This is a genomic window from Nocardia albiluteola (assembly GCF_018860155.1).
In the GTDB taxonomy this organism is placed as follows: domain Bacteria; phylum Actinomycetota; class Actinomycetes; order Mycobacteriales; family Mycobacteriaceae; genus Nocardia; species Nocardia albiluteola.
Window position 1 is genome coordinate 133,681 of the sequence record NZ_JAHKNI010000009.1, and the last position, 23,932, is coordinate 157,612.

24 protein-coding genes and 1 tRNA gene are annotated in these 23,932 nt (G+C 67.8%); 15 read left to right on the forward strand and 10 right to left on the reverse strand.

The window, feature by feature from the left end:
• The first annotated feature begins 132 nt into the window (after positions 1-132).
• Positions 133-1,323 (forward strand): acyl-CoA dehydrogenase family protein, encoded by a 1,191-nt coding sequence (locus KO481_RS25825; RefSeq protein ID WP_215920610.1) that lies wholly within the window; start codon positions 133-135, stop codon positions 1,321-1,323.
• 36 nt (positions 1,324-1,359) lie between these two features.
• Positions 1,360-3,327, forward strand: a complete 1,968-nt coding sequence (locus tag KO481_RS25830; protein WP_215920612.1) for an acyl CoA:acetate/3-ketoacid CoA transferase — start codon at positions 1,360-1,362, stop codon at positions 3,325-3,327.
• Positions 3,328-3,496: 169 nt separating this feature from the next.
• Here KO481_RS25830 and KO481_RS25835 read toward each other — a convergent pair whose 3' ends face one another.
• Entirely contained in the window at positions 3,497-3,820 is a 324-nt protein-coding gene (locus tag KO481_RS25835) for a rhodanese-like domain-containing protein (RefSeq protein ID WP_215920614.1), read from the reverse strand.
• Between the two features lie 86 nt (positions 3,821-3,906).
• On the opposite strand from KO481_RS25835, the gene KO481_RS43315 reads away from it, so the two are divergent.
• Positions 3,907-4,374: a MarR family winged helix-turn-helix transcriptional regulator gene (locus tag KO481_RS43315; protein ID WP_215920615.1), complete on the forward strand. Its 468-nt coding sequence runs from the start codon at positions 3,907-3,909 to the stop codon at positions 4,372-4,374.
• Between the two features lie 122 nt (positions 4,375-4,496).
• On the opposite strand, the gene KO481_RS25845 is transcribed toward KO481_RS43315, so the two are convergent.
• Positions 4,497-5,471, reverse strand: a complete 975-nt coding sequence (locus KO481_RS25845) for an RNA polymerase subunit sigma-70 (RefSeq protein WP_215920616.1) — start codon at positions 5,469-5,471, stop codon at positions 4,497-4,499.
• A 120-nt stretch (positions 5,472-5,591) separates the two neighbouring features.
• Between KO481_RS25845 and KO481_RS25850 the strand changes: the two genes are divergently transcribed.
• The 4 genes from KO481_RS25850 (at position 5,592) to KO481_RS25865 (ending at position 8,105) form a co-directional block, all read left to right on the forward strand.
• On the forward strand, positions 5,592-6,494 hold the full coding sequence (locus tag KO481_RS25850) for an SDR family oxidoreductase (protein WP_215920617.1): 903 nt from the start codon (positions 5,592-5,594) through the stop codon (positions 6,492-6,494).
• A gap of 54 nt (positions 6,495-6,548) precedes the next feature.
• Positions 6,549-7,352, forward strand: a complete 804-nt coding sequence (locus KO481_RS25855; protein WP_215920618.1) for an alpha/beta fold hydrolase — start codon at positions 6,549-6,551, stop codon at positions 7,350-7,352.
• On the forward strand, positions 7,349-7,891 hold the full coding sequence (locus KO481_RS25860; RefSeq protein WP_215920619.1) for a TetR/AcrR family transcriptional regulator: 543 nt from the start codon (positions 7,349-7,351) through the stop codon (positions 7,889-7,891). Before KO481_RS25855 ends, KO481_RS25860 begins: the two co-directional genes overlap by 4 nt.
• Before the next feature lie 127 nt (positions 7,892-8,018).
• A tRNA-Ser gene (locus tag KO481_RS25865) sits at positions 8,019-8,105 on the forward strand.
• 59 nt (positions 8,106-8,164) lie between these two features.
• Here the strand turns inward: KO481_RS25865 and KO481_RS25870 are convergent.
• Positions 8,165-9,664: a nucleotidyl transferase AbiEii/AbiGii toxin family protein gene (locus KO481_RS25870; RefSeq protein WP_215920620.1), complete on the reverse strand. Its 1,500-nt coding sequence runs from the start codon at positions 9,662-9,664 to the stop codon at positions 8,165-8,167.
• On the reverse strand, positions 9,661-10,311 hold the full coding sequence (locus tag KO481_RS25875) for a hypothetical protein (protein ID WP_215920621.1): 651 nt from the start codon (positions 10,309-10,311) through the stop codon (positions 9,661-9,663). Before KO481_RS25875 ends, KO481_RS25870 begins: the two co-directional genes overlap by 4 nt.
• Before the next feature lie 447 nt (positions 10,312-10,758).
• Here KO481_RS25875 and ligA point away from each other — a divergent pair, with 447 nt between their 5' ends.
• The 3 genes from ligA to KO481_RS25890 all read left to right on the forward strand — a co-directional run bounded on the left by ligA (position 10,759) and on the right by KO481_RS25890 (position 14,000).
• The gene (gene ligA, locus KO481_RS25880) at positions 10,759-12,750 is read left to right on the forward strand and encodes an NAD-dependent DNA ligase LigA (protein WP_215920622.1); all 1,992 of its coding nucleotides are present in this window, start codon (positions 10,759-10,761) and stop codon (positions 12,748-12,750) included.
• A 105-nt stretch (positions 12,751-12,855) separates the two neighbouring features.
• Complete coding sequence (locus tag KO481_RS25885) at positions 12,856-13,587, forward strand: 2OG-Fe(II) oxygenase (RefSeq protein ID WP_215920624.1); 732 nt, start codon at positions 12,856-12,858, stop codon at positions 13,585-13,587.
• Positions 13,588-13,763: 176 nt separating this feature from the next.
• Entirely contained in the window at positions 13,764-14,000 is a 237-nt protein-coding gene (locus KO481_RS25890; protein ID WP_215920626.1) for a hypothetical protein, read from the forward strand.
• 1 nt (position 14,001) lies between these two features.
• Here KO481_RS25890 and KO481_RS25895 read toward each other — a convergent pair whose 3' ends face one another.
• The gene (locus KO481_RS25895) at positions 14,002-14,586 is read right to left on the reverse strand and encodes a TetR/AcrR family transcriptional regulator (RefSeq protein ID WP_215920636.1); all 585 of its coding nucleotides are present in this window, start codon (positions 14,584-14,586) and stop codon (positions 14,002-14,004) included.
• Between the two features lie 72 nt (positions 14,587-14,658).
• On the opposite strand from KO481_RS25895, the gene KO481_RS25900 reads away from it, so the two are divergent.
• The gene (locus tag KO481_RS25900) at positions 14,659-15,234 is read left to right on the forward strand and encodes a dihydrofolate reductase family protein (protein WP_215920638.1); all 576 of its coding nucleotides are present in this window, start codon (positions 14,659-14,661) and stop codon (positions 15,232-15,234) included.
• A gap of 424 nt (positions 15,235-15,658) precedes the next feature.
• Here KO481_RS25900 and KO481_RS25905 read toward each other — a convergent pair whose 3' ends face one another.
• The 3 genes from KO481_RS25905 to KO481_RS25915 form a co-directional block, all read right to left on the reverse strand.
• A complete protein-coding gene (locus KO481_RS25905) occupies positions 15,659-16,312 on the reverse strand; it encodes an enoyl-CoA hydratase-related protein (RefSeq protein WP_215920639.1) in 654 nt (217 codons plus the stop codon).
• Complete coding sequence (locus KO481_RS25910) at positions 16,272-16,928, reverse strand: TetR/AcrR family transcriptional regulator (RefSeq protein WP_215920641.1); 657 nt, start codon at positions 16,926-16,928, stop codon at positions 16,272-16,274. The genes KO481_RS25905 and KO481_RS25910 overlap by 41 nt, the downstream gene beginning before the upstream one ends.
• A 156-nt stretch (positions 16,929-17,084) precedes the next feature.
• On the reverse strand, positions 17,085-17,750 hold the full coding sequence (locus KO481_RS25915; RefSeq protein ID WP_215921066.1) for a TetR/AcrR family transcriptional regulator: 666 nt from the start codon (positions 17,748-17,750) through the stop codon (positions 17,085-17,087).
• Between the two features lie 302 nt (positions 17,751-18,052).
• Here KO481_RS25915 and KO481_RS25920 point away from each other — a divergent pair, with 302 nt between their 5' ends.
• Entirely contained in the window at positions 18,053-19,282 is a 1,230-nt protein-coding gene (locus KO481_RS25920) for an oxygenase MpaB family protein (RefSeq protein WP_215920643.1), read from the forward strand.
• A gap of 65 nt (positions 19,283-19,347) precedes the next feature.
• On the opposite strand, the gene KO481_RS25925 is transcribed toward KO481_RS25920, so the two are convergent.
• On the reverse strand, positions 19,348-20,070 hold the full coding sequence (locus KO481_RS25925; protein WP_215920644.1) for a hypothetical protein: 723 nt from the start codon (positions 20,068-20,070) through the stop codon (positions 19,348-19,350).
• A gap of 112 nt (positions 20,071-20,182) precedes the next feature.
• On the opposite strand from KO481_RS25925, the gene KO481_RS44425 reads away from it, so the two are divergent.
• Positions 20,183-21,256, forward strand: coding sequence for a glycosyltransferase (locus tag KO481_RS44425; RefSeq protein ID WP_215920645.1), 1,074 nt, complete (start codon positions 20,183-20,185; stop codon positions 21,254-21,256).
• An 8-nt stretch (positions 21,257-21,264) separates the two neighbouring features.
• Here KO481_RS44425 and KO481_RS25935 read toward each other — a convergent pair whose 3' ends face one another.
• Positions 21,265-22,266 carry a helix-turn-helix domain-containing protein gene (locus KO481_RS25935; RefSeq protein WP_215920646.1) on the reverse strand — a complete coding sequence of 334 codons (1,002 nt, stop codon included), beginning with the start codon at positions 22,264-22,266 and terminating at the stop codon, positions 21,265-21,267.
• 17 nt (positions 22,267-22,283) lie between these two features.
• On the opposite strand from KO481_RS25935, the gene KO481_RS25940 reads away from it, so the two are divergent.
• Both KO481_RS25940 and KO481_RS25945 read left to right on the forward strand, forming a co-directional pair.
• Entirely contained in the window at positions 22,284-23,378 is a 1,095-nt protein-coding gene (locus tag KO481_RS25940; RefSeq protein ID WP_308166786.1) for an alpha/beta hydrolase, read from the forward strand.
• 124 nt (positions 23,379-23,502) lie between these two features.
• Positions 23,503-23,919, forward strand: a complete 417-nt coding sequence (locus KO481_RS25945) for a nitroreductase family deazaflavin-dependent oxidoreductase (protein WP_215920647.1) — start codon at positions 23,503-23,505, stop codon at positions 23,917-23,919.
• The last annotated feature ends 13 nt before the right edge of the window (positions 23,920-23,932 follow it).

Consider the following 23,932-nt stretch of genomic DNA (forward strand, 5'->3'; position numbering starts at 1 on the left):
ATGTGCTGTGAGACAACAGATCAGGGGGTTCGTTGTCCACGAAGACATTGTCGGAACTCGGCGGGGCGCGCACTCTGATTAAAAGTGATGTGAGTCATAAATCCTGCCGAAACTTCGCGCTGGGAGGCCGAAATGGATCTTCAGATCGGTGTCGCCGATGCCCTCGGAACCGACTATTTCTTCTTGAAGGAGCGGCTCACACCGGCCCAGGTCGATGTCCTGCTGCGCACGCGCGAATTCGTCGCGAAACAGGTCCGGCCGGTCATCAACGACTATTGGGAGCGCGCCGAATTTCCCTTCCCGCTGGTGGAAAAGCTCAGCGAGGTCGGCATCATCGGCGACGGCATCGTCGGCTACGGCTGCCCGGACATGGATCCGATCTCGGTGGGTCTGGCCTACATGGAACTGAGCCGCGGCGACGGCAGCATCGGCACCTTCGCCGGCGTGCAGGCCGGGCTGGCGATGCAGTCCATCGCCCAGTGCGGCTCGGAGGAGCAGAAGCAGCGGTGGCTGCCGGATATGGCGCGGCTGCGCAAGATCGGGGCGTTCGCGCTGACCGAACCCGAACACGGCTCCGATTCCATCGGGCTCGAGACCAGTGCCCGCCGCGAGGGCGAGGAGTACGTCATCGACGGCGCAAAGAAATGGATCGGCAACGGCAGCATCGCCGATGTGATCGTGGTGTGGGCGCGCGACACCGAGGACGGTCAGGTCAAGGGCTTTCTGGTGGAGAAGGGCACGCCCGGCTATCACGCGGAGGTCATCACCGGCAAGGGTGCGCTGCGCGCGGTGTGGCAGGCGCAGATTCAACTCGACGCCGTGCGGGTTCCGGCGCAGAACCGGCTGCCCGGGGCGAATTCGTTCAAGGACTGCGCCGAGGTGCTCGTGGGCACCCGCAGCGCGTGCGCGTGGATGGCCCTGGGCCACGCGCTCGCCGGATTCGACACCGCGCTGACCTACACCAAGCGGCGGGAGCAATTCGGAAAACCGCTGGCCGCCTTCCAGATCGTGCAGGACCGCCTGGTGAAGATGCTCGCCGACGTCACCGCCATGCAGCTGTACTGCCTGCAGATCGGCACGCTCGCCACCGAGGGCCGCCTGCAGCCGACCCTGGCCGGGCTGGCCAAGATGCACAACACGAGTACCGCGCGCAAGGTCCTGCACGTCGCGCGGGACATGCTGGGCGGCAACGGAATCCTGCTGGACTACCAGGTCATGCGGCACATGGCCGACGTCGAGGCGGTGCACACCTTCGAGGGCACCGAAACCATGCAGACCCTGATCGTGGGCCGCGACATCACCGGCATCGGCGCATTCGCCTGAGTCGATCTGCCGGACAGCATATTTCCAGGAGTACCGATGCCCGCACTTGCCGATTTCCCGTCCGCGCCGACCTCCCGCGACAAGGTCGTCACCGCCGCGGAGGCCGTCCGCCTGATCCGCGATGGCGATTCGGTCGCCATCGAGGGATTCGGGGGACAGTGCTTCCCCGAGGAGCTCACCATCGCGCTCGAGCAGCGCTTCCTGGAGTCCGGATCGCCCCGGGGGCTCGGGATCATTTTCACTGTGGCCCAGGGGGATCGTCGTGGTCGGGGGCTGGACCGGATCTGTCATCCGGGGCTGATCGATCGCGCCGTCGGCGGGCACTGGGGCATGAGCCCCGGCATCCAGAAGCTGGCCGTGGGCAACGAGATCGCCGCGCACAATCTGCCGCAGGGCGTGCTGTCCCAGCTGTTCCGCGACACCGCGGCCGGGAAACCGGGCCTGCTCACCCATGTCGGGTTGGGTACGTTCGTGGACCCGCGCTTCGGCGGCGGCAAAGTGAACGAGCGCACCACCGAGGACCTGGTCGAGCTGATCACCCTGGGCGGCAAGGAGTTCCTGTTCTACAAGGCGCTGCCGCTGGATGTCGCGCTGCTTAGGGGCACCACCGCCGATCCCGACGGCAACATCACCATGGAACGCGAGGCGCTGACCCTGGAGGTGCTGCCCATCGCGACAGCCGTGCACAATGCGGGCGGGCTGGTGATCGTTCAGGTGGAGCGGCTCGCGGACGCGGGTTCGCTGAGCCCGCGCGAGGTGAAAATTCCTGGGGTGCTGGTGGATTGCGTCGTGCTGGCCGAGCGTGACCATCACTGGCAGACCTTCGGGACGCCGTACTCGCCCGCGTACAGCGGCGAGCTGCGCCGGGTCCCGCTGCACCAGCTGCGTCCGCTGCCGCTCACCGAGCGCAAGTTGATCGCCCGGCGCGCGGCCCTGGAGTTGCGTGCCAACAGCGTGGTCAACCTCGGCGTCGGCATGCCCGAGGGCGTTGCCGCGGTGGCGACCGAGGAGCGGATCGTCGACTACCTCACCCTTACCGCCGAACCGGGGGTGATCGGCGGAATGCCCGCCGGGGGAGCCGATTTCGGTGTCGCGGTGAACGCGCAGGCCGTGCTGGATCAGCCCTACCAGTTCGACTTCTACGACGGCGGGGGGCTGGACGCGGCGTTTCTCGGGATGGCGCAGTCCGATCGGGACGGCAATGTCAATGTCAGCCGATTCGGCGCCCGGCTCGCAGGCTCGGGTGGATTCATCAATATCAGCCAGAACGCGAAACAGGTGCTGTTCCTGGGCACCTTCCTCGCGCCGAGCCGCACGACGGTGGTGGACGGCCGCCTGATCGTCGATCAGGAACCCGCCGCGGCGAAGTTCGTCGAGGCGGTTGAGCAGCGCACCTTCAGCGGGGCCCAGGCGCTGCGCACGGGCCAGCCGGTGCTCTACATTACCGACCGGTGCGTGTTCCGCCTGACCGCGGGCGGGCTGCAGCTCACCGAGATCGCTCCGGGCATCGATATCGAGCGGGACATCCTTGCGCACATGCCCTTCAAGCCGATCATCGACGGCGACCCGGCCGTCATGGACGCGCGCATCCTCGCTCCGGAGCCGATGGGACTGAAGGATCAGCTCCTGTCGGTACCGATGGCGGCCCGCATGTCCTACGACGCCGCACGCAACGTCTTCTTTCTGAATATGGAGGGCCTGGCGCCGTCCACGCCCGCGGAGGTCGAAACCCTTCGTGCCGCAATCGAATCCCGGCTTGCCGCAGTCGGGCGAAAGGTCCACCTGGTTGCCAACTACGACAACTTCACCCTCCCTGACCATCTGCGCGACCTCTACGCGCACTCGATACAGGACTTTGCCGACCGCTTCTATCTGTCGGTAAGTCGTTACAGCACAAGCTCGTTCATGCGTCTGAAGCTGCACGACCACTTGGCGAGCCGGGGTGTGGCGCCGCACATCTACGAGAACCGCGCCGAGGCCTTGGCGAACCTCGGCGCGGAATGACGCATCGGTCGAGTGTGCTGCGCTCGGCCGGCCGGTGGAGTCGTCGCGGCGGTATGTGCGAGCGATGGACGCGCCGCCGCGCGGTCGATGGCGACGTCGGCGGCGGCGCGATGCTTACGTTCCCGCCCGCGAGTGCATCTCGCGAGGACTCCCGCGCCGGCCGGATTGGTCAGCTCTCGATCGGCAGCCCGGCGTTGGTCCAGTCCTCGATGCCGTCGCGGTACTTGCGCACGTTGGTGTAGCCGAGGGCCTCGAGGCTGGTGGCCACCTGCTGACTGTTGCCGCACGCAGCGTTCGAGCAGTACGTGACGATAGCCGCTGATTTGTCCGGAAGAAGTTGCGGTGCTGTGGATTTCACGTCGGACTCGACCAGGTTCAACGCGCCGGGCAGGTGCGCCTTGGCGTAGTACTCGGCGCCGAGTGCGTCGATCACGGTCACCGATCCGGCCTCGATTTCCTTGGCGAGCTCGTCGCGGGTGATCAGTTCGGTCATGACAGGAAGCCCTTCTCGGGGGAATTTATGTGCGTGTGCACGCTACTATATGTGTGCGTGCGCACGCAATAGGTTACGATCGGGCGGTGCCGACGAACGCGAAGCGAACTCATCCGGCGGTCGCCGCCTGGGCGGCGTTGCTGCAGGTGCACGCCGCGCTGGTCCCCGAACTCGACGCCGCCCTGCGCCGCGCGGTCGGGCTGCCGCTGAACTGGTACGACGTGCTGCTGGAACTCGATGCGCCGCAACGTCTTCGGATGAGCGACCTGGGCGAGCGAGTGGTGCTGAGCCGCACCAGGGTGAGCCGGCTGGTCACCGAATTGGAGGCGCACGGCCTGGTGCGCCGCGAATCCAATCCGGACGACGGGCGCTCGGCCTTCGTGAGTATCACGGACACGGGCCGTCAGCGGCTCCGCGAGGCCGCTCCGCACTATCTCTCCGGCATCGAGGAACGCTTCGCCGCGGCTAGCGCCGACGACCTGAACGCGCTGGCCGCGACGCTGCACAAGGTCCTGGGGCCGGCCGACCTGCCCGATCCGGGCGTACGCGGCTGAGCCGCCGCGCCTCCTGAACTGTCATCGATCGCTTGTCGGACGTTGCCTTCTGCGATCGCGGTCGACAACGGAGCGCGGTGGTTATCGCCGTGTAGTTCTTACGACGGACGTCCCGGTGGGTGCTACATCGCGTCGGCCAGCCCGAAGAGCGGGAAAAGGCTTGGCGTGATGTGGATTTCGATGGAGATCACAGAGTCGTCATCGACTGTCGGAATCGCAATGGCGAAGGCGCGTAGATCCGAACGATCCGGGTCGCGGTGGTAGATCGCGAATGCCGGGGAGCCGTTGGCTCGGGTTCGCACGATATGCGCGCTTCGGCAGGGCTGGGGGTCGCGCCGGAACCAGTGTGCGACCGCGTCCCGGCCCGCCAGCCAGAGGCTGTGCGGCGGCATCGACAGCGTCGCGTCGTGATGCAGCAGTGCGGTGAGGGCTGCGACGTCGTATCGCTGGAAGGCATCGATGAAGCGTTCGAGCAGCTCGCGCTGCCGTTCGGTGAGTTCGGCCGGTTCGGGCGGCGTGGATCCCTCGGCGAGGCGGGAGCGTGCGCGCCGCAGGTGACCGTTCGCCGCGGCGACCGTGAGATCGAGTAGGTCGGCGGTCTCGGCGGCGCTGAACTCCAGGACGTCACGCAGGATCAGCACGGCGCGCTGCATGGGGGACAGGCTCTGCAGGGCCGCGACGAACGCGAGGCGAACCGAGTCGTGCAGGACGGCGGTCCGGGCGGGATCGGTGGCGGCCGGCAACAGCCAGTCGTCGGGCGCCGGTTGCACCCACCGGGCATGGTCGGCCGGGCCGAGTGACGAGGTGGCGGCACCGGCATCGGCGACATCGATCGGCCGTTCCCGCCGCGGGCGCCTTCTGAGCATGTCCAGGCAGACGTTGGTGGCGATCCGATACAGCCACACCCGCGGCGAGGACCTCCCGGCGAAGCCGTCGCGGGCCCGCCATGCGCGCAGCATCGTCTCCTGAACCGCCTCCTCGGCGTCGACCGCCGAGCCGAGCATCCGGTAGGAGTAGCCCAGCAGCTCGGGACGGTGCCGCGCGTGAATATCGGTCCAGTCGATGCCGGTTTCGCGGGCGGCGGCGCTCGTGGTCACCTCACCCGCAACACCCGGACGCCGGAACCGATTCCCTGGCACGTGGTCAGTTCCCGCGATGCTGCGCGTCTACAGGTATGAGGGTCGCACGGTGCGGCCCGGGTTCGACGAGGAGTCGCAATGATATTGATTACCGGTAGCACCGGCCTGACCGGCTCGGCAGCAGTTCGAGAGTTCGTGCGCCGGGGCCGGCCCGTGCGCGCCATGGTTCGCAATCCGGCCGGGATCGCGGGCTCGGTGCCCGGCGTCGAGACCGTGGTGGCCGATCTGCTCGAAAAGCACACTCTCGCAGCGGCTCTGGACGGTATCGACGCGGTCGTGCTCATCTCCGGCGCCGACGACCGGATGGTCGAGGCGCAGTGCAACCTGATCGATGCGGCGGTCGCCGCGGGCGTCCGGCGCGTGGTGAAAATATCGGGGCTGGGGGCGGATCCGAACTCTCCCTTCCGATTCGGGCGTTACCACGCGCAGATCGAACAGCATCTCGAGGCCGCGCCCATCGGGTGGACGATATTGCGGCCCGGTCAATTCATGCAGGTCTACTACCGCGAGGTGCCGACCATGCTGGCGCAGGGGACATTCGAGCAGCCGCTCGGCGAAACCCGCTTGGCGCCTATCGATGTCGAGGACATCGCCAGGATCGCCTACGCGACCGCGGTGGAGGAGGGGCACGAATCCTCTACCTACGAGATGACCGGGCCGCAGGCGCTGACCATGACCGAGGTCTGCGGGATCCTCTCGACGGTCCTGGGCGCGCCGATCCGCTACGTCGACATCGATCCTGAGGAGAAGCGTCGTCGCATCGTCGCCGCGGGTATTCCACCCCACTTCGCCGACGACCTGGACATCCTGTTCCGCCTCCGCCGTGAGGGCGGGCCCGAATCGACCGTTCAGACGGCGGTATTCGACCGGCTCGGCCTGCGCCCGACCCCCTTCGCCGAGTTCGCCGAGAGGTCCGCTCCGGTGTTCCGCGGGACCGAGGCTCCGGAACACCTCTGGGCCGTGGGCTGGCAATCCCGGTAGTCATGGCGGTAGACTTTCGATGACCGTACGGTCAGCCGATTTAAGGAGGGTGTCATGCCATACGTCACCACTCGGGCCGGTCGGATCCACGTCGCGGAGCGCGGCGACGGACCGCCGGTCGTGCTGCTGCACGCCACCGGGCACGATCATCACGACTTCGACCCGGTCATCGATCGTCTCGCCGAGGGGTTCCGGGTGTTCGCCGTGGACTGGCCCGGGCACGGCGAGTCCGACCTGCTTCCGCGTGGGATGCCCGCTTCCGCAGTGCTTTTCGCGGATGTGCTGGAGGAGGTGGTCGAGGGGCTGGGGATCGAGGCGGCCACGGTGATCGGCAACTCCGTTGGGGGATATGCCGCCGCGCGGCTAGCGGCGACCCATCCCGAGCGGGTGTCGCGGTTGGTGCTGGTCAATACCGGTGGCTATACCGGGCGCGGCCCGCTCGTCCGCGTCGCGTGCCGGGTGCTGGGCATTCCCGCCCTGGCCCGGATCATCTTCCCGCGGTTGATACCTCGGTACATGCGGGCGCGCAGCGAGAACGATCGGGTGGTCGAGGCGAATGCCATTGCGCGGGCCCGCACTTCGCAGGGCGCGGAATTGATCGCCGGGCTGTGGCGCAGCTTCACCGACCCGGCGTACGACCTGCGCGGCACTCGGATTCTCGCGCCCACGCTGCTGGTGTGGGGCACTCTCGACATCGTGTTGCCCCTGCGGGAGGTGCGGTCGGTGCAGGCGGCCCTGCCTGACGCCGAGTTGGCTACCTTCGAAACAGGGCACGTCGTCTTCTCTTCCGATCCGGGCGGATTCCTCACGCACGTCACGCAATTCCTGCACCGAGCCGATGCCGCGGTGGAAGGATGACGACGCGGCAGGACGGCGCCGACCGGACCCGCACCGAACTGCTCGATGCGGGTTTACGGCTGGCGCAGCAGCTGGGCCTGGCGCAGATAAGCGTTAATCGAATCGTCGCCGAGGCTGGGGTGGCGAAGGGCAGCTTCTTCCATCACTTCGGTGACCGTGCCGGATATCTGCGGGCGCTGCACCGGGCCTTCCACGATCGGATCCTCGCGCCCCTGGAGAATTTCGACGAGCTGCCACCGGGGCAGGATCGGTTGTGGCACAGCGCCGTTGGATACCTGGACGCGTTTCTCGAGCAGCCCGGTGTGCGGGCGGTGCTGCTGGAGGCGCGCGCCGAGCCGGCCGTGCTGGAGGAGATCCGCGCCCGCAACGAATCCCTCGCGCGGTTGGGCGAACCCGACTTCGCCGCGATGGGCTGGCCGTATCCGCTCGACGGGGCGCGGCTGTGGGTTCGGCTGGTTGCGGAGGCCGCGCTCATCGAGTTCGATTCCGGTGCGTGCCAACCGGATACCCGGGCAGCGCTGCATCACTATCTGCGCTGAGGAGGTGCCGTAGGTGGGGCGCGGCGTCGGGCGGTAATCCTTCGCCGCCCAGCTCTCGATGCGGTACCGTCAATTCCATGACGTACCACCACATTTCATCCCGATCGTCCCGCACTTAGGCGTGTCTGGAGGATTGGCCGAGTGGTAACGGCAGCGGTTTGCTGAACCGTCGTCAGGTGATTTGCCTGCGGGAGTTCGAGTCCCCCATCCTCCGTCCAGGAGGATGATGCCGTTAGGTGACGGTCGTCGCCCGGAAAGCGAACGGGTGGCCGGTCACGGGACCAGACGTTGCGCGACGTGTCGGGGATCGGCGTGGCCGCCCGGGATTCGGTCGGAGGGTAGGCGCGCCACGAGGTCTGCGGCTCGGCCGAGCGAGCAGTTCGGGCCGAGGAGCTCGCGGACGAGCACGATGCGTTCGGCGATCGAATGATGCGAGTCGGCGAACCATTGGGCGAGGCCGGGCAGGCCCTCGGAGGCGAATACCTCACGCAGAGAGGGCAATTCGTGGCGGCAATGCTCGGTCAGCAGCGGCAGGATCCTGCTCGGGCCGTTTTGGAAGGTCGGAGCCAACGCGACCGCGAGTCGCCAGACCAACTGTTCGTGTACGCGGATCAGCCGCAGGTCCTCTCCGGCGAAGGCATGCCAGTCGACGTCGTTCGCGATCCAGACGATCGTGTCCAGCGGGGCTCCGAGACCGACGTAACCGGACTGGCCGCAGGAGAGCAACGTCTTGTCGAGAAACTTGCCGGGGAGTGGGCATTGTTCTGCCAGCAGGACGGCGTCGTACAGGTCCTTGCCCAGCGGTAATGCCGGCTCTTGACCCTCGTGGTCCTCCTCGTAATAGTCGTAATCGTCGTAGTCGTAGTCCTCCACCTCGTCGAGGTCCTCGTCCGCCTCGTCGTAGTCGTCGTCTTCCTCCGGATCCGCGCGATCTGCCTCGGGTGCCGTGCGATCTGCCTCGGATTCCACATGATCTGACCCGGGTCCCACGTGATTCGCCTCGGGTGCCGCGTCATTCGTTTCCGGTGCGGCGTGGTCTGCGCTGCGTGTCCTGTCCTCGTTGCTGAGGTCGTCGTCTTCCCTCAGGTCCGCGTGATTCGCGTCGGGTGCCGGGTGTTTCGTCTCTGGCGGGGGGTGATTCGCTTCCGGTGCGGCGTCGTGGCCCTCGGGCAGGGCGTGGTCGGGATCGCCGAGGGTCGGGGAGTCGGCCATGAGCCAGGCGATCTTCCATGCCAGCGACTGCCGTTTGGTGGCGGCGCGCAGCATGAACGGTGGGCCCGGCAGACTCGATCGCGGGATCGGTGTCAGCTCCGGCGGGTCGTGGAGGGCATCGTCCACCGCGAAATCGATCTGCACGGTGCCCACGTGTCCACGCCCGTGCCAGGTCAGTAGCAAACGGTAACCGGACACGGTGTAAAAGGTGTCGCCCGCGAGCGGCTCTATCGATTCCGGGTGGTGACTGATGAAGACCGTGCTGCCCGGCCGGTGCGACATCGTCGCGGCATCGGTGGCGATGTCCTCGAGCATCTCGTCGGTGCCGGGCTCGTCGAGCCGGGTGCGCTGGTAATCCACAACGAAATCCAGGTCGGCGGGCTCGCGCGCGCACGCCCCGAACCACGCCTTGACCAGCACGCTGCCGCGCAGCACCAGATGCGATGACCACGGCGACTCCGCGATCGCGGCCAGCACATGATCGATCGCCTCGCGCCGCGCGGCCACCCAGTCCGCGCCGTCCTCGGATTCGGTGAAATACCAGGGCAGATGGGTGGTCATGACGCCACCGCCGCTTCGGTGATCCAGCCCTCGTCGACCGACTCGTTCGTGTCCAGCACCACGAATTCCCGCTCGATGGACAGGATTTGGTAATCCGGCAGCACCGCCAAGAGGGCTGCGAGGCGGTCCTGCGCCGTCCGGTCGCCGACGGCCCGGCAGCGTTGGGTAACGAACCTCTCGGTGCGACCGTCCGGCCGGACCCGCCGGGCATTCGCGGACACATGCGCGCGGTGACCTGTGACCGCCTCGGCCAGCCCCGCCGGTTTCGCGCCTGCGGGGAGCAAGAGCTTGATGTGGTGTTCGAAGTAGTACCGCGGCCCGAGGGCTGCGGCCGCATCGTCGGTGCCGGGGACGCCCTCGGCCCACGGCGTTGCCTCGAGCTTCACCCGCAGCACCCGGAAACCCGCCTCGGACAGGCCCGCAACGACCGAACGGATCCAATCATGCACCGCCACAGCGGTTCCGGAGCGCAGTATGGTCAGCATCGGCTGATCCGGCGTGCGCCCGCGCAGCAATACGATATGCGTGAATTTCATATCATGCAGCGCCGCATAGTGTTCCAGCGCTGACGCCGTCCGCGGTTCGTCTGTCGCGACGGTGATATGCGCCTCGAAATCACCCCGCACCGCCGCCAACTCAACCTCCATCACCCCCTCATCGAAGCACGGACTACCGACAAACTCTGCTGTCACACACGGCCGCCATCCCCGAGTTGAAGCGGGGACTGAAGTGCCGCATGTCAATTCCCGCGCCCACCTGTGCTCGCATAGCGACCGCCGCGTGTGTCTCCGACCGGACGACGGCTCCAGCCTGTCTGTCGAGATCGGCGCGGAGGCCGGAACCGAGCCGAGGGAGGCTGATTGTCGTGTACCCCCCGCGGCCAGTTCGTGCACGCCGAAGATCCGTGCCACGTCGGCCGTCTGCTCGTCGCTCAGATCCGATCCGTCGGTGTCAGAACGAATTTCGCCCGCTCGCCGTAGCGAACCGCTGACGGCAGCGCTGGTGGCGCGAAGGATCCGGCGGCCCGGCACACAGGGATGGCGGTTCGTCGGCGGTTCCGCCGTTTGTCGGTGGGTGTCGGTAGCGTCTGGGGCGTGGACACTGGAGAACACATCCAACAGCTCGCGGACCGCATCGTGGCGCTACGCGACGCCTACTACCAGGGCGCGCCGCTGGTGGCCGATGCCGAGTACGACGGAATCGAGGACGAGTTGCGCGCGCTGGTCGCGGCGCACCCCGAGCTGACGCCGGACCCGAATCCGCTGGAGCAGGTCGGTGCGCCCGCCGTGCTGCACGCCCCCATCCGGCACGCGCGCCCGATGCTGTCGCTCGAGAAGGCGACCACGTCCGAGCAGGTCGCCGCGTTCTTCGATCGCTTTCCGGGCCAGTCGGTGGTGGTGATGCCCAAACTCGACGGCCTGTCGCTGTCCCTGGTCTACGAGGACGGGCGGCTGGTGCGCGCGGTCACCCGCGGGGACGGGACGACCGGTGACGACGTGACCGTCCTGGTCCGAGCATTGGTCGATGGCGTTCCCAAGCAGATCGACGTCCTGGGCCGGGTCGAGGTCCGCGGTGAGGCGGTGATGCTGCGCTCGACCTTCGCGGCCTACAACACCGCGCACCCGGACAAGCCGCTGATCAATCCGCGCAATGCGGCGGCGGGCACGCTGCGGGCGAAGGATCCGGCCACGGTTGCCGAGCGGCGCCTGCGATTCTTCGGCTTCGACCTGGACACCGAGGCCGACGCCGCAGCGGTCGACCTGGGCGAGGGACTGCGGGCGCTGGGTGTCGCGGGTGCGCAGATGCGGTTTTGCGCCGATGCCGAGCAGGCCCAGGCCGCGATCACCGCGATCGAACAGGGCCGCAACGACCTCGATTACGACATCGACGGCGCGGTGCTGCGGCTGGCCGACCGCGATGCCTACGCCGCCGCGGGAACTCGGTCGAACTCGCCGCGCGGCGCGCTGGCGTTCAAGTTCGCCGCCGAGGAGAAGACCACACTGCTGGCCGACGTGGTCTGGGACGTCGGCAAGACCGGCAAGATCGTCCCGGTAGCGTGGCTGGAGCCGGTATTCGTGGGCGGCACCACGGTCACCAAGGCCACGCTGGCCAACCAGGAGGTGATCCGCGCCCGCGACATCAAGGTGGGGGACACGGTGCTGGTGCGCCGCGCGGGCGATGTAATCCCGTTCGTGGCGGGCGTGCTCGACGCTTCCAAGCGCACCGGCGCCGAGCGTGAGATCGTGCCGCCCACCGTCTGTCCCTCGTGCGGGCAGCCGGTGACAGAGCAGGGCAACAGCCGGGAACTGTTCTGCACCAACGTATCCTGTCCCGCACAGACGGTCCGCAGGCTCATCCACTGGGCCTCGCGCGCCGCGGCGGACATCGACGCCATCGGCGGGGTGTGGATCGAACGCCTGGCCGAGGCGGGCATCCTGGAACGCCCGTCGGACTTCTACACCCTGACCACCGAGCGCCTGCTCGAGTTCGACCGCATCGGCGAGGTCTCGGCCGCCCGCATGATCGACTCGATCGATGCCAGCCGGCAGGTCGGCCTGCGCCGCGCGCTCATCGGCCTGGCGATCCCGATGGCCTCCGACGGCACCGCCGCCCGCCTGGCCCGGGCGGGATTCGGCTCCCTCGAAGAGGTTGCCGAGGCAGGCGAGGAACGCCTCGTGGCGGTGGAGGATATCGGACCGAAGGTCGCCGCCTCACTGGTCGAACACCTCACCCGGTTGCGCCCGGAACTGGAACGGCTGCGCGCGGTGGGCGTCAGCCTGGACGTGCGCGCGGAGGACCTGCCACCGGTCGTCGCGGCCGGCGCACCCCTGGAGGGCAAGACGGTGGTGATCACCGGCGCCATCAGCGACCCGCGCTCGGGGGAGAAGGTCGCCCGCCCGACGTTCCAGCGCCTGTGCGAGAAGGCGGGTGCGACGGCGGCCTCCTCGGTCTCGGCGAGCACCGACATGCTCATCACCGGTGCGGGAGTCGGCGAGAGCAAGCTGAGCAAGGCGGAGAAGCTCGGCGTCGCGGTCGTCGACCAGAACGAGATCTGGAGTCTGTTGATCGACGCCAAGGTGGTGTGAGCCTGGCATTGCGATGTCCGGAATCCGCCGGACAAGGTAATCAGAAGCCAGCACAGTGGGATGAGAACACACCGGCAGCACCAGCGAAACACCGAGGAGTCCACCATGATCGAGGCCACCCGGATCGCGGGACCGGTCGCCGATCGTCTCGCCCGCGCCGACTGGTCGGCCCTGGCCGGCGAGCTGGATGAGTACGGCTGTGCTCCCGTCGGCCCGCTGCTCACCGAGTCCGAGTGCGGGACGATCGCCGCCCTGTACGACGACGCCGACCGATTCCGGACAACCGTGGACATGGCTCGCCACCGCTTCGGCTCCGGGGAGTACCGCTACTTCACCCACGACCTGCCAGTCCTGGTGCGGGAGCTGCGTGAGGCGTTCTATCCCCGCCTGCTGCCCATCGCCCGCGTCTGGGCCGACCGGCTCGGCGCGCCCGCGCGATGGCCCGACAGCCTGGACGAGTGGCTCGCGTTGTGTCATGCGGCAGGGCAATCCAGGTCCGCCCAGATCCTGCTGCGCTACGGCCCTGGTGACTGGAATGCCCTGCACCGCGACGTGTTCGGCGACATGCTGTTTCCGCTCCAGGTCGTGGTCGGTCTCGACGCGCCGGGCGCGGACTTCACCGGCGGTGAGTTCCTGATGACCGAGCAGCGTCCCCGTGCCCAGTCCCGCGGTTCGTCGACCACCATTCCGAAGGGGCACGGCCTGATCTTCACCACGCGCGATCGGCCCGTCGCGAGCAAGCGCGGCTGGTCGAACGCACCGATGCGGCACGGGGTGAGCGCCGTGCGATCCGGACGCAGGCACACCCTCGGCATCGTCTTCCACGACGCCGCATGACAATTCGCGTACCGCGCGACTTCCTCGGGCATGCGGGCTGGGCCGCTCGTTAAGGCGCTCGATAGTGTTCGCCAAGGGCTGGGCCCAAGGATTTCCGGTGTAGGCGGGGCAGCAAGCCGCCGTAAACAACTCTCGCACTGGAGATTTCGAGCACCACTGATGAAGGCGCGCCCGCTGTGACCGGACCGGAGACCGAGAGCCGACCGGCCGCCGAGCTGGACAACCTGTACGCGGTGCTCTCACTGGCATCCGGTCTCGCCGGATTATTCTGGATCGCAATCATTTTCAGCACGATGGCGCAGAATCGTCCGGGCGGCCGCACGCAGGCTGTCGTCGGCGGGGCGCTGGGGTACTTCGAACTCGTTGTGCTCGGCTTCTGGCTGGTGTATCGCCGCACTCACTTCGGCGCGTGAGTCACGGCCGGTCCGGCCCGGGTATTGCGCGGTCCACGATTGTCCGCACCAGTTCCGCCGCTCGTCCTTCATCGAAAATTCCCGGCAGCGTGAGTCTTTCGAGGATCAGCCAGTTCACAGCGAGGTACAGCAGCACGACGGCGTCCTCGCCGCCCGGCAGCCCCGATTCTCCGTAGTTGCCGATATTGAAGTCCAGATCCGCGCGCACCCGCTCGGTGAGCAGCGCCTGCAGTTCCGGCCGGCGGGTGGCCTCCAGTCGCAGTTCGAGGATGGCGAGATAGCCGGTGCGGAAATGCGAGACCCGATCGACCACCTCGGTCATGAGTTCGGTCATGCTCTCGCGGGTCTGCGGTTGGCGCGATGTCGCGAGGGCCTCGTCGCTGGGAAGCAGGCGCTCGTAATAGCGGTGGCCGACCTGGATAAGGAGTTCGTCGCGGTTGGCGAAGTAGTTGGACGCGGTGCCGGCGGGCACAGCGGCCTGCTGGTCCAGCGCGCGGAAGGTCAGCCCGCGGGCGCCCTCGCGGGCCAGGACCTCGATCGATGCGTCCAGCAAGGCCTGTCGGCGCTCCGGGTTCGTGCGGACCACTTGACACCACTCCATCCGTAGTACTAAGTTTCAAACCACTTCGGACATAGTACTACAATGAAGGCGGTCACGATGCGAAAGCTTGTCTACTACGTGGGGGTCACCCTCGACGGTTACATCGCAGGTCCGCAGGGGGAAGTCGACTTCGCTCCGCTGAGTGAGGACCTGATGGCCTGGTTCGCGGAGTGCTACCCGGAGACGCTGCCGACCCATGTTCGTGAGCATGTGGGTATCCCGGTCGATACGCCGAACCGCACGATCGACACCGTGCTGATGGGCCGCGGCACCTACGAGCCGGGCCTGGCGATCGGCGCCGACAGCCCGTACAACCACCTGAAGCAGTACATCTTCTCCAGTACCCTTGCCCCGGTGGACAATCCGCAGGTGGAGATCGTCGACACCGATCCGGTCCATCTGGTCCGGCAGCTGAAAAACGAACCCGGCCTGGATATCTGGCTCTGCGGCGGCGGAAACCTAGCCGGTCAGCTTATCGGCGAGATCGACCGGATGGTCCTCAAGAGTTACCCCGTGCTCTGGGGCGAGGGTGCTCGGGCGCTGTCGGGAAACTTCGATCCGACGCGGTTCACCGTTACGCAGCGCAGGGAATTCGGCAGCGGCGTACAGGTCACCTGGTTCGACCGGACCTGATCGAGCATGCCGCGTCACCTTCCCGGCTCGGAGCACTCCATTTCGTTCAGTGACCCTGGAGTGCTCGACGCGGCATCCCTCGAGGACGAGCTGGTTGGATGCAGGCCGCTTTTCTGCCCCGCTCAACGCTGGGAACACCGCCGTGTCTGCGAGCACGACCCGCAGACACGGCCCAGGTAACCCCAGTGCCGGTGTTGCGGGCCACGAAGCTGTTTCACTTTGAGGCGCAGGGGGTTTGGGGCGTACCGGCCCCCGCCGAACCGGGCGGATCAGCATGGCGCCGGGCTCGGGCCCCCAGCGAAACGCCCTGTGCGCGAGCCAGCTTCGACAGCTCGACGTGCCGTTCGGGCTCGGCGTACCCGCGAGCGTCGACCGGGCCGTGGGCCGGATCGTTAGGCGCCGACCCTGTGTTCGCAGCGCCGGTTCAGGCCTCGGACAGGGCGGCCGCCGCGTTCGCGAACATGGTCGACTTGATCGCGCCCAGCGTCGCCTGATCCTTGGCGCCCAGCGGGGCCAGCATCGCCAGCGCGGTGTCGGTGACGGCGTCGGCCTCGGCGGTGGCATCGATCAGGTCGTAGGCCAGGGCGTCGGAACCGCCGAAGCGGCGCCCCGTGGTCATCGAGGCGACCGCCGATTTCGGCGTGAGCTTGGACTGGATGAGGGCCGCCATGCCGCGGCTGAACGGGATTCGGATATCGGCCTCGGGGAAGCAGAAGTAGCCGCGGTCGGCGCGCATGACCCGGAAGTCGTGGGCGATGGCCAGCATGGCGCCCGCGCCGAAGGCGTGGCCGTTGAGCGCGGCGGCGGTTGGGACCGGGAGGGTCAGCATCCGCGCCAGCAGCGATTGCACCTGTGCCACATACCATTCGGCGCGGTCGCCGTTGGCCGAGAGCCAGTCGAGGTCGAGGCCGTTGGAGTAGAACTTGCCTGAGGCGGTGGTGATCAGAGCCTGGGCGCCCTCGGCGACGACGGCGTCCAGGTGCGCGCCGATCTCGTCGAGGAAGTCGGGAGAGAAGCGATTCTCGTCGTCGCCGATGTCAAGGACGGCGATCTTGTCGTGGTAGCTGAGAGTGGGCATGGGGGTTTCCTTTCTTGGGAGTCCGAGGCGCAGGACCGATGTCGAGGACCGCGCGGATGGTGGCCCGAAGCTGTTGGCGGGCAACGGGATCGGCGAGTCGGTCCCGTTCGAGCAGGATCGCGGTGGGCAGGTCGACCAGGCAGATGGTGAGGGTGTCCACGGCCTGCGCGTCGGTGCGGTCCCACAGCCGCCGCGCGAGGGTCTTCATGAGCTCGACCAGGGCGCGCTGCGGGGCGTCCAGCTCCTCGCGCAGGGCATCGGGCAGCTCCTCGCCGAGCAGGTCGTCCCGGCGCACGGTGAAGAACAACCGCGTCGAGAGCGGATAGCGAGCGTCGAACTCGACGCAGGCCTCTCCGGCCGCGACGACCTGGGCGATCGGTTCTCCGGCCGCCGCCACCAATTCGCCCTGCACCTCCAGGAACCGCTGCGCGGCGCGAATCCAGGTGCGCCCCAGCAGTTCCGCCCGCGACCCGAAGGTGTGGTAGAGCGCCCCGTTGGAGACGCCGGTGGCGGCGGCGACGGCGCGGATGGTCACCGCGGCAGGCCCGGATCGCACGGCCAGCGTCTCGGCCGCGTCGAGAACATCGTCCGGGTCGTGGATGCGGGGGCGGGGCATGCGCTCAGAGTAACAGAGCAAGCGCTCTTCTATTATGTCATCGGACCTCTGTGGGTCCCTCGCTCGATGCGAACGGCGATGGATCGGATCCGCCGCATGCGGACTCCGGCGCCGACGACGGCTGGAGTGTTTCGATCCTCGTGCGGAGGGGGATAGCTAACCGGACGGTTCCGTGGCCGGCGTGGTCAGCATGGGGACGAGGAACTGACGGGCGATCGCCGCGAGCTGCTCGTCGTCGTCGACGTTCAGGACACGACTCGGTATCGCCAGGAACGAGGCGCAGACGCGAACCATCATCTCGGCGACCAGATCGGTGTCGATCGCCTCGGAAACGTTGCCCGCGTGCTGTTCCCGGCGCAGCTGCCCGGCCACGAAGCCGCGGACCGCGGCGAGGGTGCGGCCGTTGTCGCCCACCATCGAACTGACCAGCAGGCCCGGCTCGTCGGCGATCAGCCCGCCGATCAGCGGGTTGGCGCGGATGGTTCGCACCGAACAGACGAAACCGGCGACCACCCGGTCCGCGGCGGTCTCGGCGCCCTCGATATCGCGGAAGAACTGGTGGAAATAGCGGACGAATTCCCGCAGGACCACCTGTTCTATCAACACGTCCTTGGTGGCGAACCGACGATAGAGCGTGATCCGCGAGACCTTGGCGCGGCGCGCGACGTCCTCCATCGTCGAGCGTTGAATGCCCATGCGGCAGAACTGCTCGTACGCGGAATCCAGTAGCCTCGTACGGATTTCGTCGGTGTCACCGACCTGCCCGACGGCATCGGTGTAGGCGCGCTCCAGCAGTGATTCCGGCCCGCCCGCGGCCGTCATGTGCACCGATAGTGCCGGTTCCACGCTCTGCTCCTTCGCCCTGGGCCGCGACGCCGGACTTGTCCATGCCGGAAGTCATACCCCGCCAACGGTACCGGCGGCGAACAGTGCGCCGCTGGGCACCGGTGCCGACGACCCTCCGTCAAGCTGGTCGAGCAGGTCCTGAATAACACTCCACGGGTTCATCGGCATTCCCTTCATTCTTGCCCCTTGTGATCAAGAGCACATCGTGATGTTATCAGAGATACAGAGATTCAATCTCTGTATCTCTATATCTTTCACTCGAAGAAGAGAGCTATGCCATGGATGGACTCGGGCTGAACAGGCGTGCGGCACTGCGGGCGGGCGGCGGACTCCTGGGCGCCGTCGGGGCGCTGGCGCTGGGCGCGCGAACGGCGCGGGCCGACCCGTGGACCTGGCCGTCGAGCGGTTCGGTGCTCGGCAGCGGCAAAGGCGCGGATCCCTTGACGCTCTGGGACTCCGAGGCCGATCCGGTGCTGGCCGACGTCCTGGATCACGCCGACGTCCCCGCGATCAACGCGTTGCTGCGGACCTGGACCCGCAACGGTCAGCCGCTGCCGGACGGGCTGCCCAAGGGCCTTCACGATTTCATCGAATACGCGCGGCAGCTACCGTCGTGGACCGATCAGGCCAAGCTGGCCAGCTCATTCGAATTCACCAAGAAACGGGGCACGCTGCTGGGCGTGCTCTACGCGTTCGACAGCGGCATGATGAGCACCGTCATTCCGCACGAGGCGCGCGCGGTATATTACTCGCGGGGCGGATCGCACCTGAAGGAACGCATCGCCAAAACCGCGAAATTCGGATACGACATCGGCACGGTGAATGCCTACGCTCCGGACGGCGAGATGATCGTGACCTGCGTCAAGACCAGGATCATCCACGCGGCGGTGCGGCACCTGCTGCCGCAGTCCCCGTACTGGCCCAAGGGCAAGAACATCATCCCGATCAGCCAGGACGACCTGATGGTCACCTGGCACAGCCTCCCGACCAGCATCAAGCGGACGCTCACCGCGTGGAATGTGCCCATCGCCCCCGACGAATCCGAGGGCTACCTGCACAGCTGGCAGCTGGCCGGGCACCTGCTGGGCATCCGCGACGAATACCTCCCCGCGACATGGGATCAGGCCGAGGCGCAGGCCCGGCAGGTCCTGGACCCGATCCTGGAGCCGACCGCGGAGGGCAACAACCTGGCCGATCAACTCCTCAGCCTCGGCGCCGATCTCGACCTCACCCTGCTCAGCCGGCCGATCCTGGGCGCGTTCACCCGGTTCGTGCTGGGGGACAAGATCGCCGACCGGCTGCTCATACCGCGCGAGCCCGTCTGGAGCCCGCTGCTCGAATTCAGCTGGGGGCCTTACCTTGCCGTGCGGGAAGGGCTGCTGGACGTTATCCCGCCCACCCAGGACGCCTACTGGATGTTCGACGAATTCCTGCGCCAGTTCGCGATGTGGTACCTGGCCGAGCTGCGGATGCCACTCAGCATCGAAATCCCGCAAACCAACCGGTAATTCGGCCGTATCGGCGCGACCGAGCCCGGTTCACGCCACCGTCGGCGATCGGGTCGGCTCGGTGTTCATCGTGGGTGTCCGGCAACCGATTCGGAGATGCGGCTGCCACCGCCCGGGTCGTGCTCGGCAAGCGCCGTGTGCGCGACGGCGGCGGCAAGGTCGCACTGTTGACGTACCGTCTTCACGGTTGTGGCGGTCCTGGCGACCTGCTGAGTGACGGTGACCTGTAGCGGCCGGGTCGAGCCGGTGTCGACGGTGAGCATGCAGACCGTTTTCGTTACGCCGCTGTCCAATCCGGCCGCCCACTGGTCGCCGGCGCGGACCGCGTAGTAGCGCTGATCGAGGATGAAGCGCTCGAACAGTTGGGCGGAGTCCTTGTCCACCGTCATCGCGGTCAGGCCGCTGCCGTCGTCTTCCGGATAGCTCCGTCGCCAGAAGTTCGCGAAAGACGTTGCTGTGGTGAGGATTGCGACGACATCGTCGCCGGTGATCCAGCAGCCGTGGCCGGTCTCCATCGGCGTGGCCGGGAGATCCGGCGCGATACCGGCAATCGCGCGCACCCCCGGGGTGAATGCGGTGCACTCCGAGCCCGGTGTGAATACCGGTGCGCGGTCGCTGGGGAAGCGGATGTCGTCGTCGTGGACCGCGTCCGCGGGCAGTGTCGCGGCGTGGGGGGCGGTGGTCGTGCTCCGGCTGGGACCGGCTGGGGATGCCGAGCATCCGCTCACGGCCGCCAGCGCGCAGGTCGCGAGCACCGCAAGGGTCCAGGTCGAGAATCCGTGTGCCATCGCGGCCCATTATTCGGCAACATGGTCGCACCGGCTCTTCGTGTAGCGCGGCACCACCGGTGGCGGGAAGCGTCGCAGAATCGGCTCTCCGGCCGTCGGTATCGTGTCGGTGGTGCGGTTTCATGTCGTCAACCTGCCCCACACCCAGACCACCAGGCGGTACTCGCCGTGCGCGTATACCCAGAAGGTGCGGCGGTTCTGCGACATGATGTCCAGTCAGGGGCACGAGGTGTTCCTGTACGCCTCGCAGGAGAACGAGGCCGCCTGCACCGAAATGGTCACCATCGTGACCAAGGACGAGCAGCGAGAGTGGTTCGGCAGCAACGACTTCATGACCGGGCCGATCAACATCACCTGGAGCAAGCAGGACGAGCACTGGCTCGTCACCAATCGACGGGCCATCGCCGCGATCGCCGAGCGCGCCGAGCCGCGCGACTTCATCTGCATCATCGGCGGCACCTGCCAGGAGGCCATCGGCGCCGCCTTCCCGAATATGATCACTGTGGAATTCGGCGTCGGCTACAGCGGTGTCTTCGCGAAGCACCGGGTATTCGAGAGCTATGCGTGGATGCACGCGGTGCACGGGGCGCACACGACGCTGTCGGGGATCATGAGCGACCGCGGCCGGTTCTACGATGCGGTGATTCCGAACTACTTCGACGTGGAGGAGTTCCCGTACTCGGCGGAGAAGGACGACTACTACCTGTTCATCGGCCGCCTCATCGAGTCCAAGGGCTACCAGATCGCCGTGGACACCTGCCGGACCCTCGATCGCAAGCTGGTGATCGCGGGCGCGGGCACGCCGCCGGATTTCGGTGAGTACGTCGGCATCGTGGACCCGCAGCGCCGCGGCGAGCTGATGAGCCGCGCCCGTGCGGTGTTCGTGCCCTCGCTGTACCTGGAGCCGTTCGGCGGCGTGCACGTGGAGGCGATGCTGTGCGGCACGCCCGTGATCACCACGGACTGGGGAGCTTTCAGCGAAACCGTGCAGCAGGGCGTGCAGGGATTCCGTTGCCGCTCGATGCGGGAGTTCTGCGACGCCGCCGACGCCGTGGACAAGCTCGACTATCAGGGCATCCGCGACTACGCGGTGTCCCGCTTCTCCACGGACGTGATCGCCGGACAGTACGAGGCGTACTTCCGGCGCCTGGAAACCCTGTGGGGCAAGGGCTTTTACGCACTGTGAGTGCTCGTTCAGCCGAGCATTCGCATCACCAGGGCGAGGTGGAGGCGAAAGCGGTTGTGCGGGTTGTCCAGCGCGAACCCCAGGACGGATTCGGCGTGCTCGAGGCGGTAGGCCACGGTGCTGTGGTGGCGGTGGACGACGGTGGCGGCCTTGCGAATCGAGTCGGTGGTGCACACGGCGCGCAGGATGGCGATCAGGTCCGCGCCACCGGGTTCGGCGGCGATGCGATCCAGGGCCGCGACATCCGGCGACGCGACGATGTCCTGCGGCCGTAGCCGTCCGGCCAGGACCAGCAGGCCGCCCAACTCGTCCGCCCGGACGACGGGTTGTTCGGGGCAGGACAGGCGCAGGGCGGTGCGCGCGTCGCGCCAGGATTCGCTGGCCCGGATGGCGGGGAGCGCGGGGCCGATGCCGGTCGGCTCGGCGTCGGGTGGAATAGGGGGAGCGTCCGCGGGGAGCAGGGTCACCGCCTGGTCGCCGACCTGAGCCCAGCGCGCCGGTCCCGATGGGGGGCGTGCGGAGACCGCGACCCGGAGCGGGGCGGTGGGGCCCACGCCGAGCAGATGGAGCGCCCGCGAGCGCTCGGCGATACCGGCCGAGTCGGAGACCGCGAGCTCGACCAGCGCCGAATCTCCCATGGCGGGAAGGGGATTCACGGTGCTATCGAGCAGGATCGAGCCCGACAGTGCGAGCCGCTCGAGCACCATCTCGTCGAAGGCCATCGTTCCGGCGGGCCGGGCCAGCCAGAACGAGGCATCGCCGACGGCCCGGATCCGGGCCCGGGGCGGCGCGGCGTGGACGTCCACGGTCCCCGACGGGTCGGCCCGCAGGACGAGTCCGCGTCCGGCCGCCTCGACGCCGACCTGGCACTCCGCCAGCGCCGCAGTATTGCGCAGGAGCGTGTCCAGGTCGGCCCTGCCGGTGATCAGTGCGTCGAAGAATTCGATCACCCGGACGGCGCTCTCGGCGTCCGCGTCCAGTCCGGACAGCCGTAACAACAGGCCCTTCATAGATCGAGGCTACCGAGGTGTTCCGCCGGGCGGCGGAATACCGGCCGCAGATCTCCGCCGTCCGGCGGCTGCTGGGGGCGGTGGGCTCGGGCAAGCTGAAGCGGTCCACGACGAGAGGCAGCGAGATGACCGACAACGACTACGCGATCGACCCGGAACTGTTGCCCTGGCTGGCAATGCTCCCGAAGGTCGACCTCGCCGACATGGCCGCCGCCCGGGCCGGGATCGGCGAGCTGGCCGCTTCGCTGCCACCCGTGCAAATCCCCGACGGCCTCGAGATCCGCGAGGTGCGGATCCCCGGGCACGATGGCACCGAGATCACCGCCCGCGTCTACGCAACGGCCAAGGCGGGCAACGGACTCCGGAGCGGGTACGTCCACATTCACGGTGGCGGATTCGTCCTGGGCGACCTCGATACCTTCGAACAGACACCGGTCGACATCGCCGCGGCCTGCGATGTCGTGGTCGTCGCCCCCGACTACCGGCTCGCGCCGGAGCATCCGTTCCCGGCGGGGCTCGAGGACTGTTACGCCACCCTGGAATGGCTCGCCGCCAATGCCGCGGATCTGGGCGTCGACCCCGCGCGGATCGCCGTCGGCGGCGAGAGCGCCGGAGGTGGGCTCTCGGCGGCGGTGGCACTGCTCGCCCGGGATCGGCAGGGTCCGCCGCTGTGCTTCCAACTGCTCGAGATCCCCGAGCTCGACGATCGTCTCGACACCCCGTCCATGCGCCGGTTCGTGGACACTCCGATCTGGAATCAGCCTGCGGCCGTGTGGAGTTGGAAGTACTACCTGTCCGGCACGCCGGAGGTGCCGGGCCTGCAGTACGCGGCCCCGGCGCGGGCACACGACCTGGCGGGCCTGCCGCCCGCCTTCGTCTCCACGTGCGAATTCGATCCGCTGCGCGACGAGGGTATGAGCTACGCTCAGCGCCTGCTCGCGGCCGGGGTCAGCACGGAGCTGCACCACTACCGTGGCACCTTCCACGGCTCGGAAATGGTCCGGGAGGCGGCCGTCAGCCGCCGGATGGCAGCCGACCGCATGGACGCCCTCCGCCGCGCACTGGGCGCGGCCACCGGCTCCGATCGGCCTGTCGGAGAACGCGTGTCGTAGTTGCCGCGGGCGCACAGTCCAACGGTGGGGCGAATCGCTTGCGGCCCTTCCGGACAGGCGTTGTGGGGCGTGTCGCGAGCCCGGCCGATACGCTATCGGTACAGCCCCTACGAACGGAGCCGTCATGTCCGCTCAACAACGCCCCGATAATGCCCCCGACCTGCCGAACCTCTTTCCGGCCTGGATCGACCGCTTTCAGACGAGGTATGTGAACCCGCTGCTGCGCCCCGCGGCGCGCTACCTCCCGGCGTTCGCGGTCGTGAAGCATCGCGGCCGCAAGTCCGGTACCGCGTACGAGACCGTCGTGAACGCCTACCGCAAGGGCGACGTCGTCGCGGTCCTGCTGGGCCACGGCAAGACCGACTGGGCGAAGAACGTGCTGGCAGCGGGCGGTGCCGACCTGCAGCTGAGCGGCCGGGACGTGCACGTCATCAACCCGCGAATCCTGCCGGTCGGTTCGGACGCCGAGGGCGTGGACCTGCCGCGCATCGCTCGCATGGGCGGGCGCCGGATGGGCGTTTTCGTCGCCACCGTCGCCTGAGCGGTCGCCACCG

Coding starts and splice junctions, on each gene's coding strand:
- KO481_RS25825 (WP_215920610.1), top strand. CDS start 133: ATGGATCTTCAGATCGGTGTCGCCGATGCCCTCGGAACCGACTATTTC.
- KO481_RS25830 (WP_215920612.1), top strand. CDS start 1,360: ATGCCCGCACTTGCCGATTTCCCGTCCGCGCCGACCTCCCGCGACAAG.
- KO481_RS25835 (WP_215920614.1), bottom strand. CDS start 3,820: ATGACCGAACTGATCACCCGCGACGAGCTCGCCAAGGAAATCGAGGCC.
- KO481_RS25850 (WP_215920617.1), top strand. CDS start 5,592: ATGATATTGATTACCGGTAGCACCGGCCTGACCGGCTCGGCAGCAGTT.
- KO481_RS25855 (WP_215920618.1), top strand. CDS start 6,549: ATGCCATACGTCACCACTCGGGCCGGTCGGATCCACGTCGCGGAGCGC.
- KO481_RS25860 (WP_215920619.1), top strand. CDS start 7,349: ATGACGACGCGGCAGGACGGCGCCGACCGGACCCGCACCGAACTGCTC.
- KO481_RS25870 (WP_215920620.1), bottom strand. CDS start 9,664: ATGACCACCCATCTGCCCTGGTATTTCACCGAATCCGAGGACGGCGCG.
- KO481_RS25875 (WP_215920621.1), bottom strand. CDS start 10,311: ATGGAGGTTGAGTTGGCGGCGGTGCGGGGTGATTTCGAGGCGCATATC.
- KO481_RS25885 (WP_215920624.1), top strand. CDS start 12,856: ATGATCGAGGCCACCCGGATCGCGGGACCGGTCGCCGATCGTCTCGCC.
- KO481_RS25900 (WP_215920638.1), top strand. CDS start 14,659: ATGCGAAAGCTTGTCTACTACGTGGGGGTCACCCTCGACGGTTACATC.
- KO481_RS25905 (WP_215920639.1), bottom strand. CDS start 16,312: ATGCCCACTCTCAGCTACCACGACAAGATCGCCGTCCTTGACATCGGC.
- KO481_RS25910 (WP_215920641.1), bottom strand. CDS start 16,928: ATGCCCCGCCCCCGCATCCACGACCCGGACGATGTTCTCGACGCGGCC.
- KO481_RS25915 (WP_215921066.1), bottom strand. CDS start 17,750: ATGACGGCCGCGGGCGGGCCGGAATCACTGCTGGAGCGCGCCTACACC.
- KO481_RS25920 (WP_215920643.1), top strand. CDS start 18,053: ATGGATGGACTCGGGCTGAACAGGCGTGCGGCACTGCGGGCGGGCGGC.
- KO481_RS25925 (WP_215920644.1), bottom strand. CDS start 20,070: ATGGCACACGGATTCTCGACCTGGACCCTTGCGGTGCTCGCGACCTGC.
- KO481_RS25935 (WP_215920646.1), bottom strand. CDS start 22,266: ATGAAGGGCCTGTTGTTACGGCTGTCCGGACTGGACGCGGACGCCGAG.
- KO481_RS25945 (WP_215920647.1), top strand. CDS start 23,503: ATGTCCGCTCAACAACGCCCCGATAATGCCCCCGACCTGCCGAACCTC.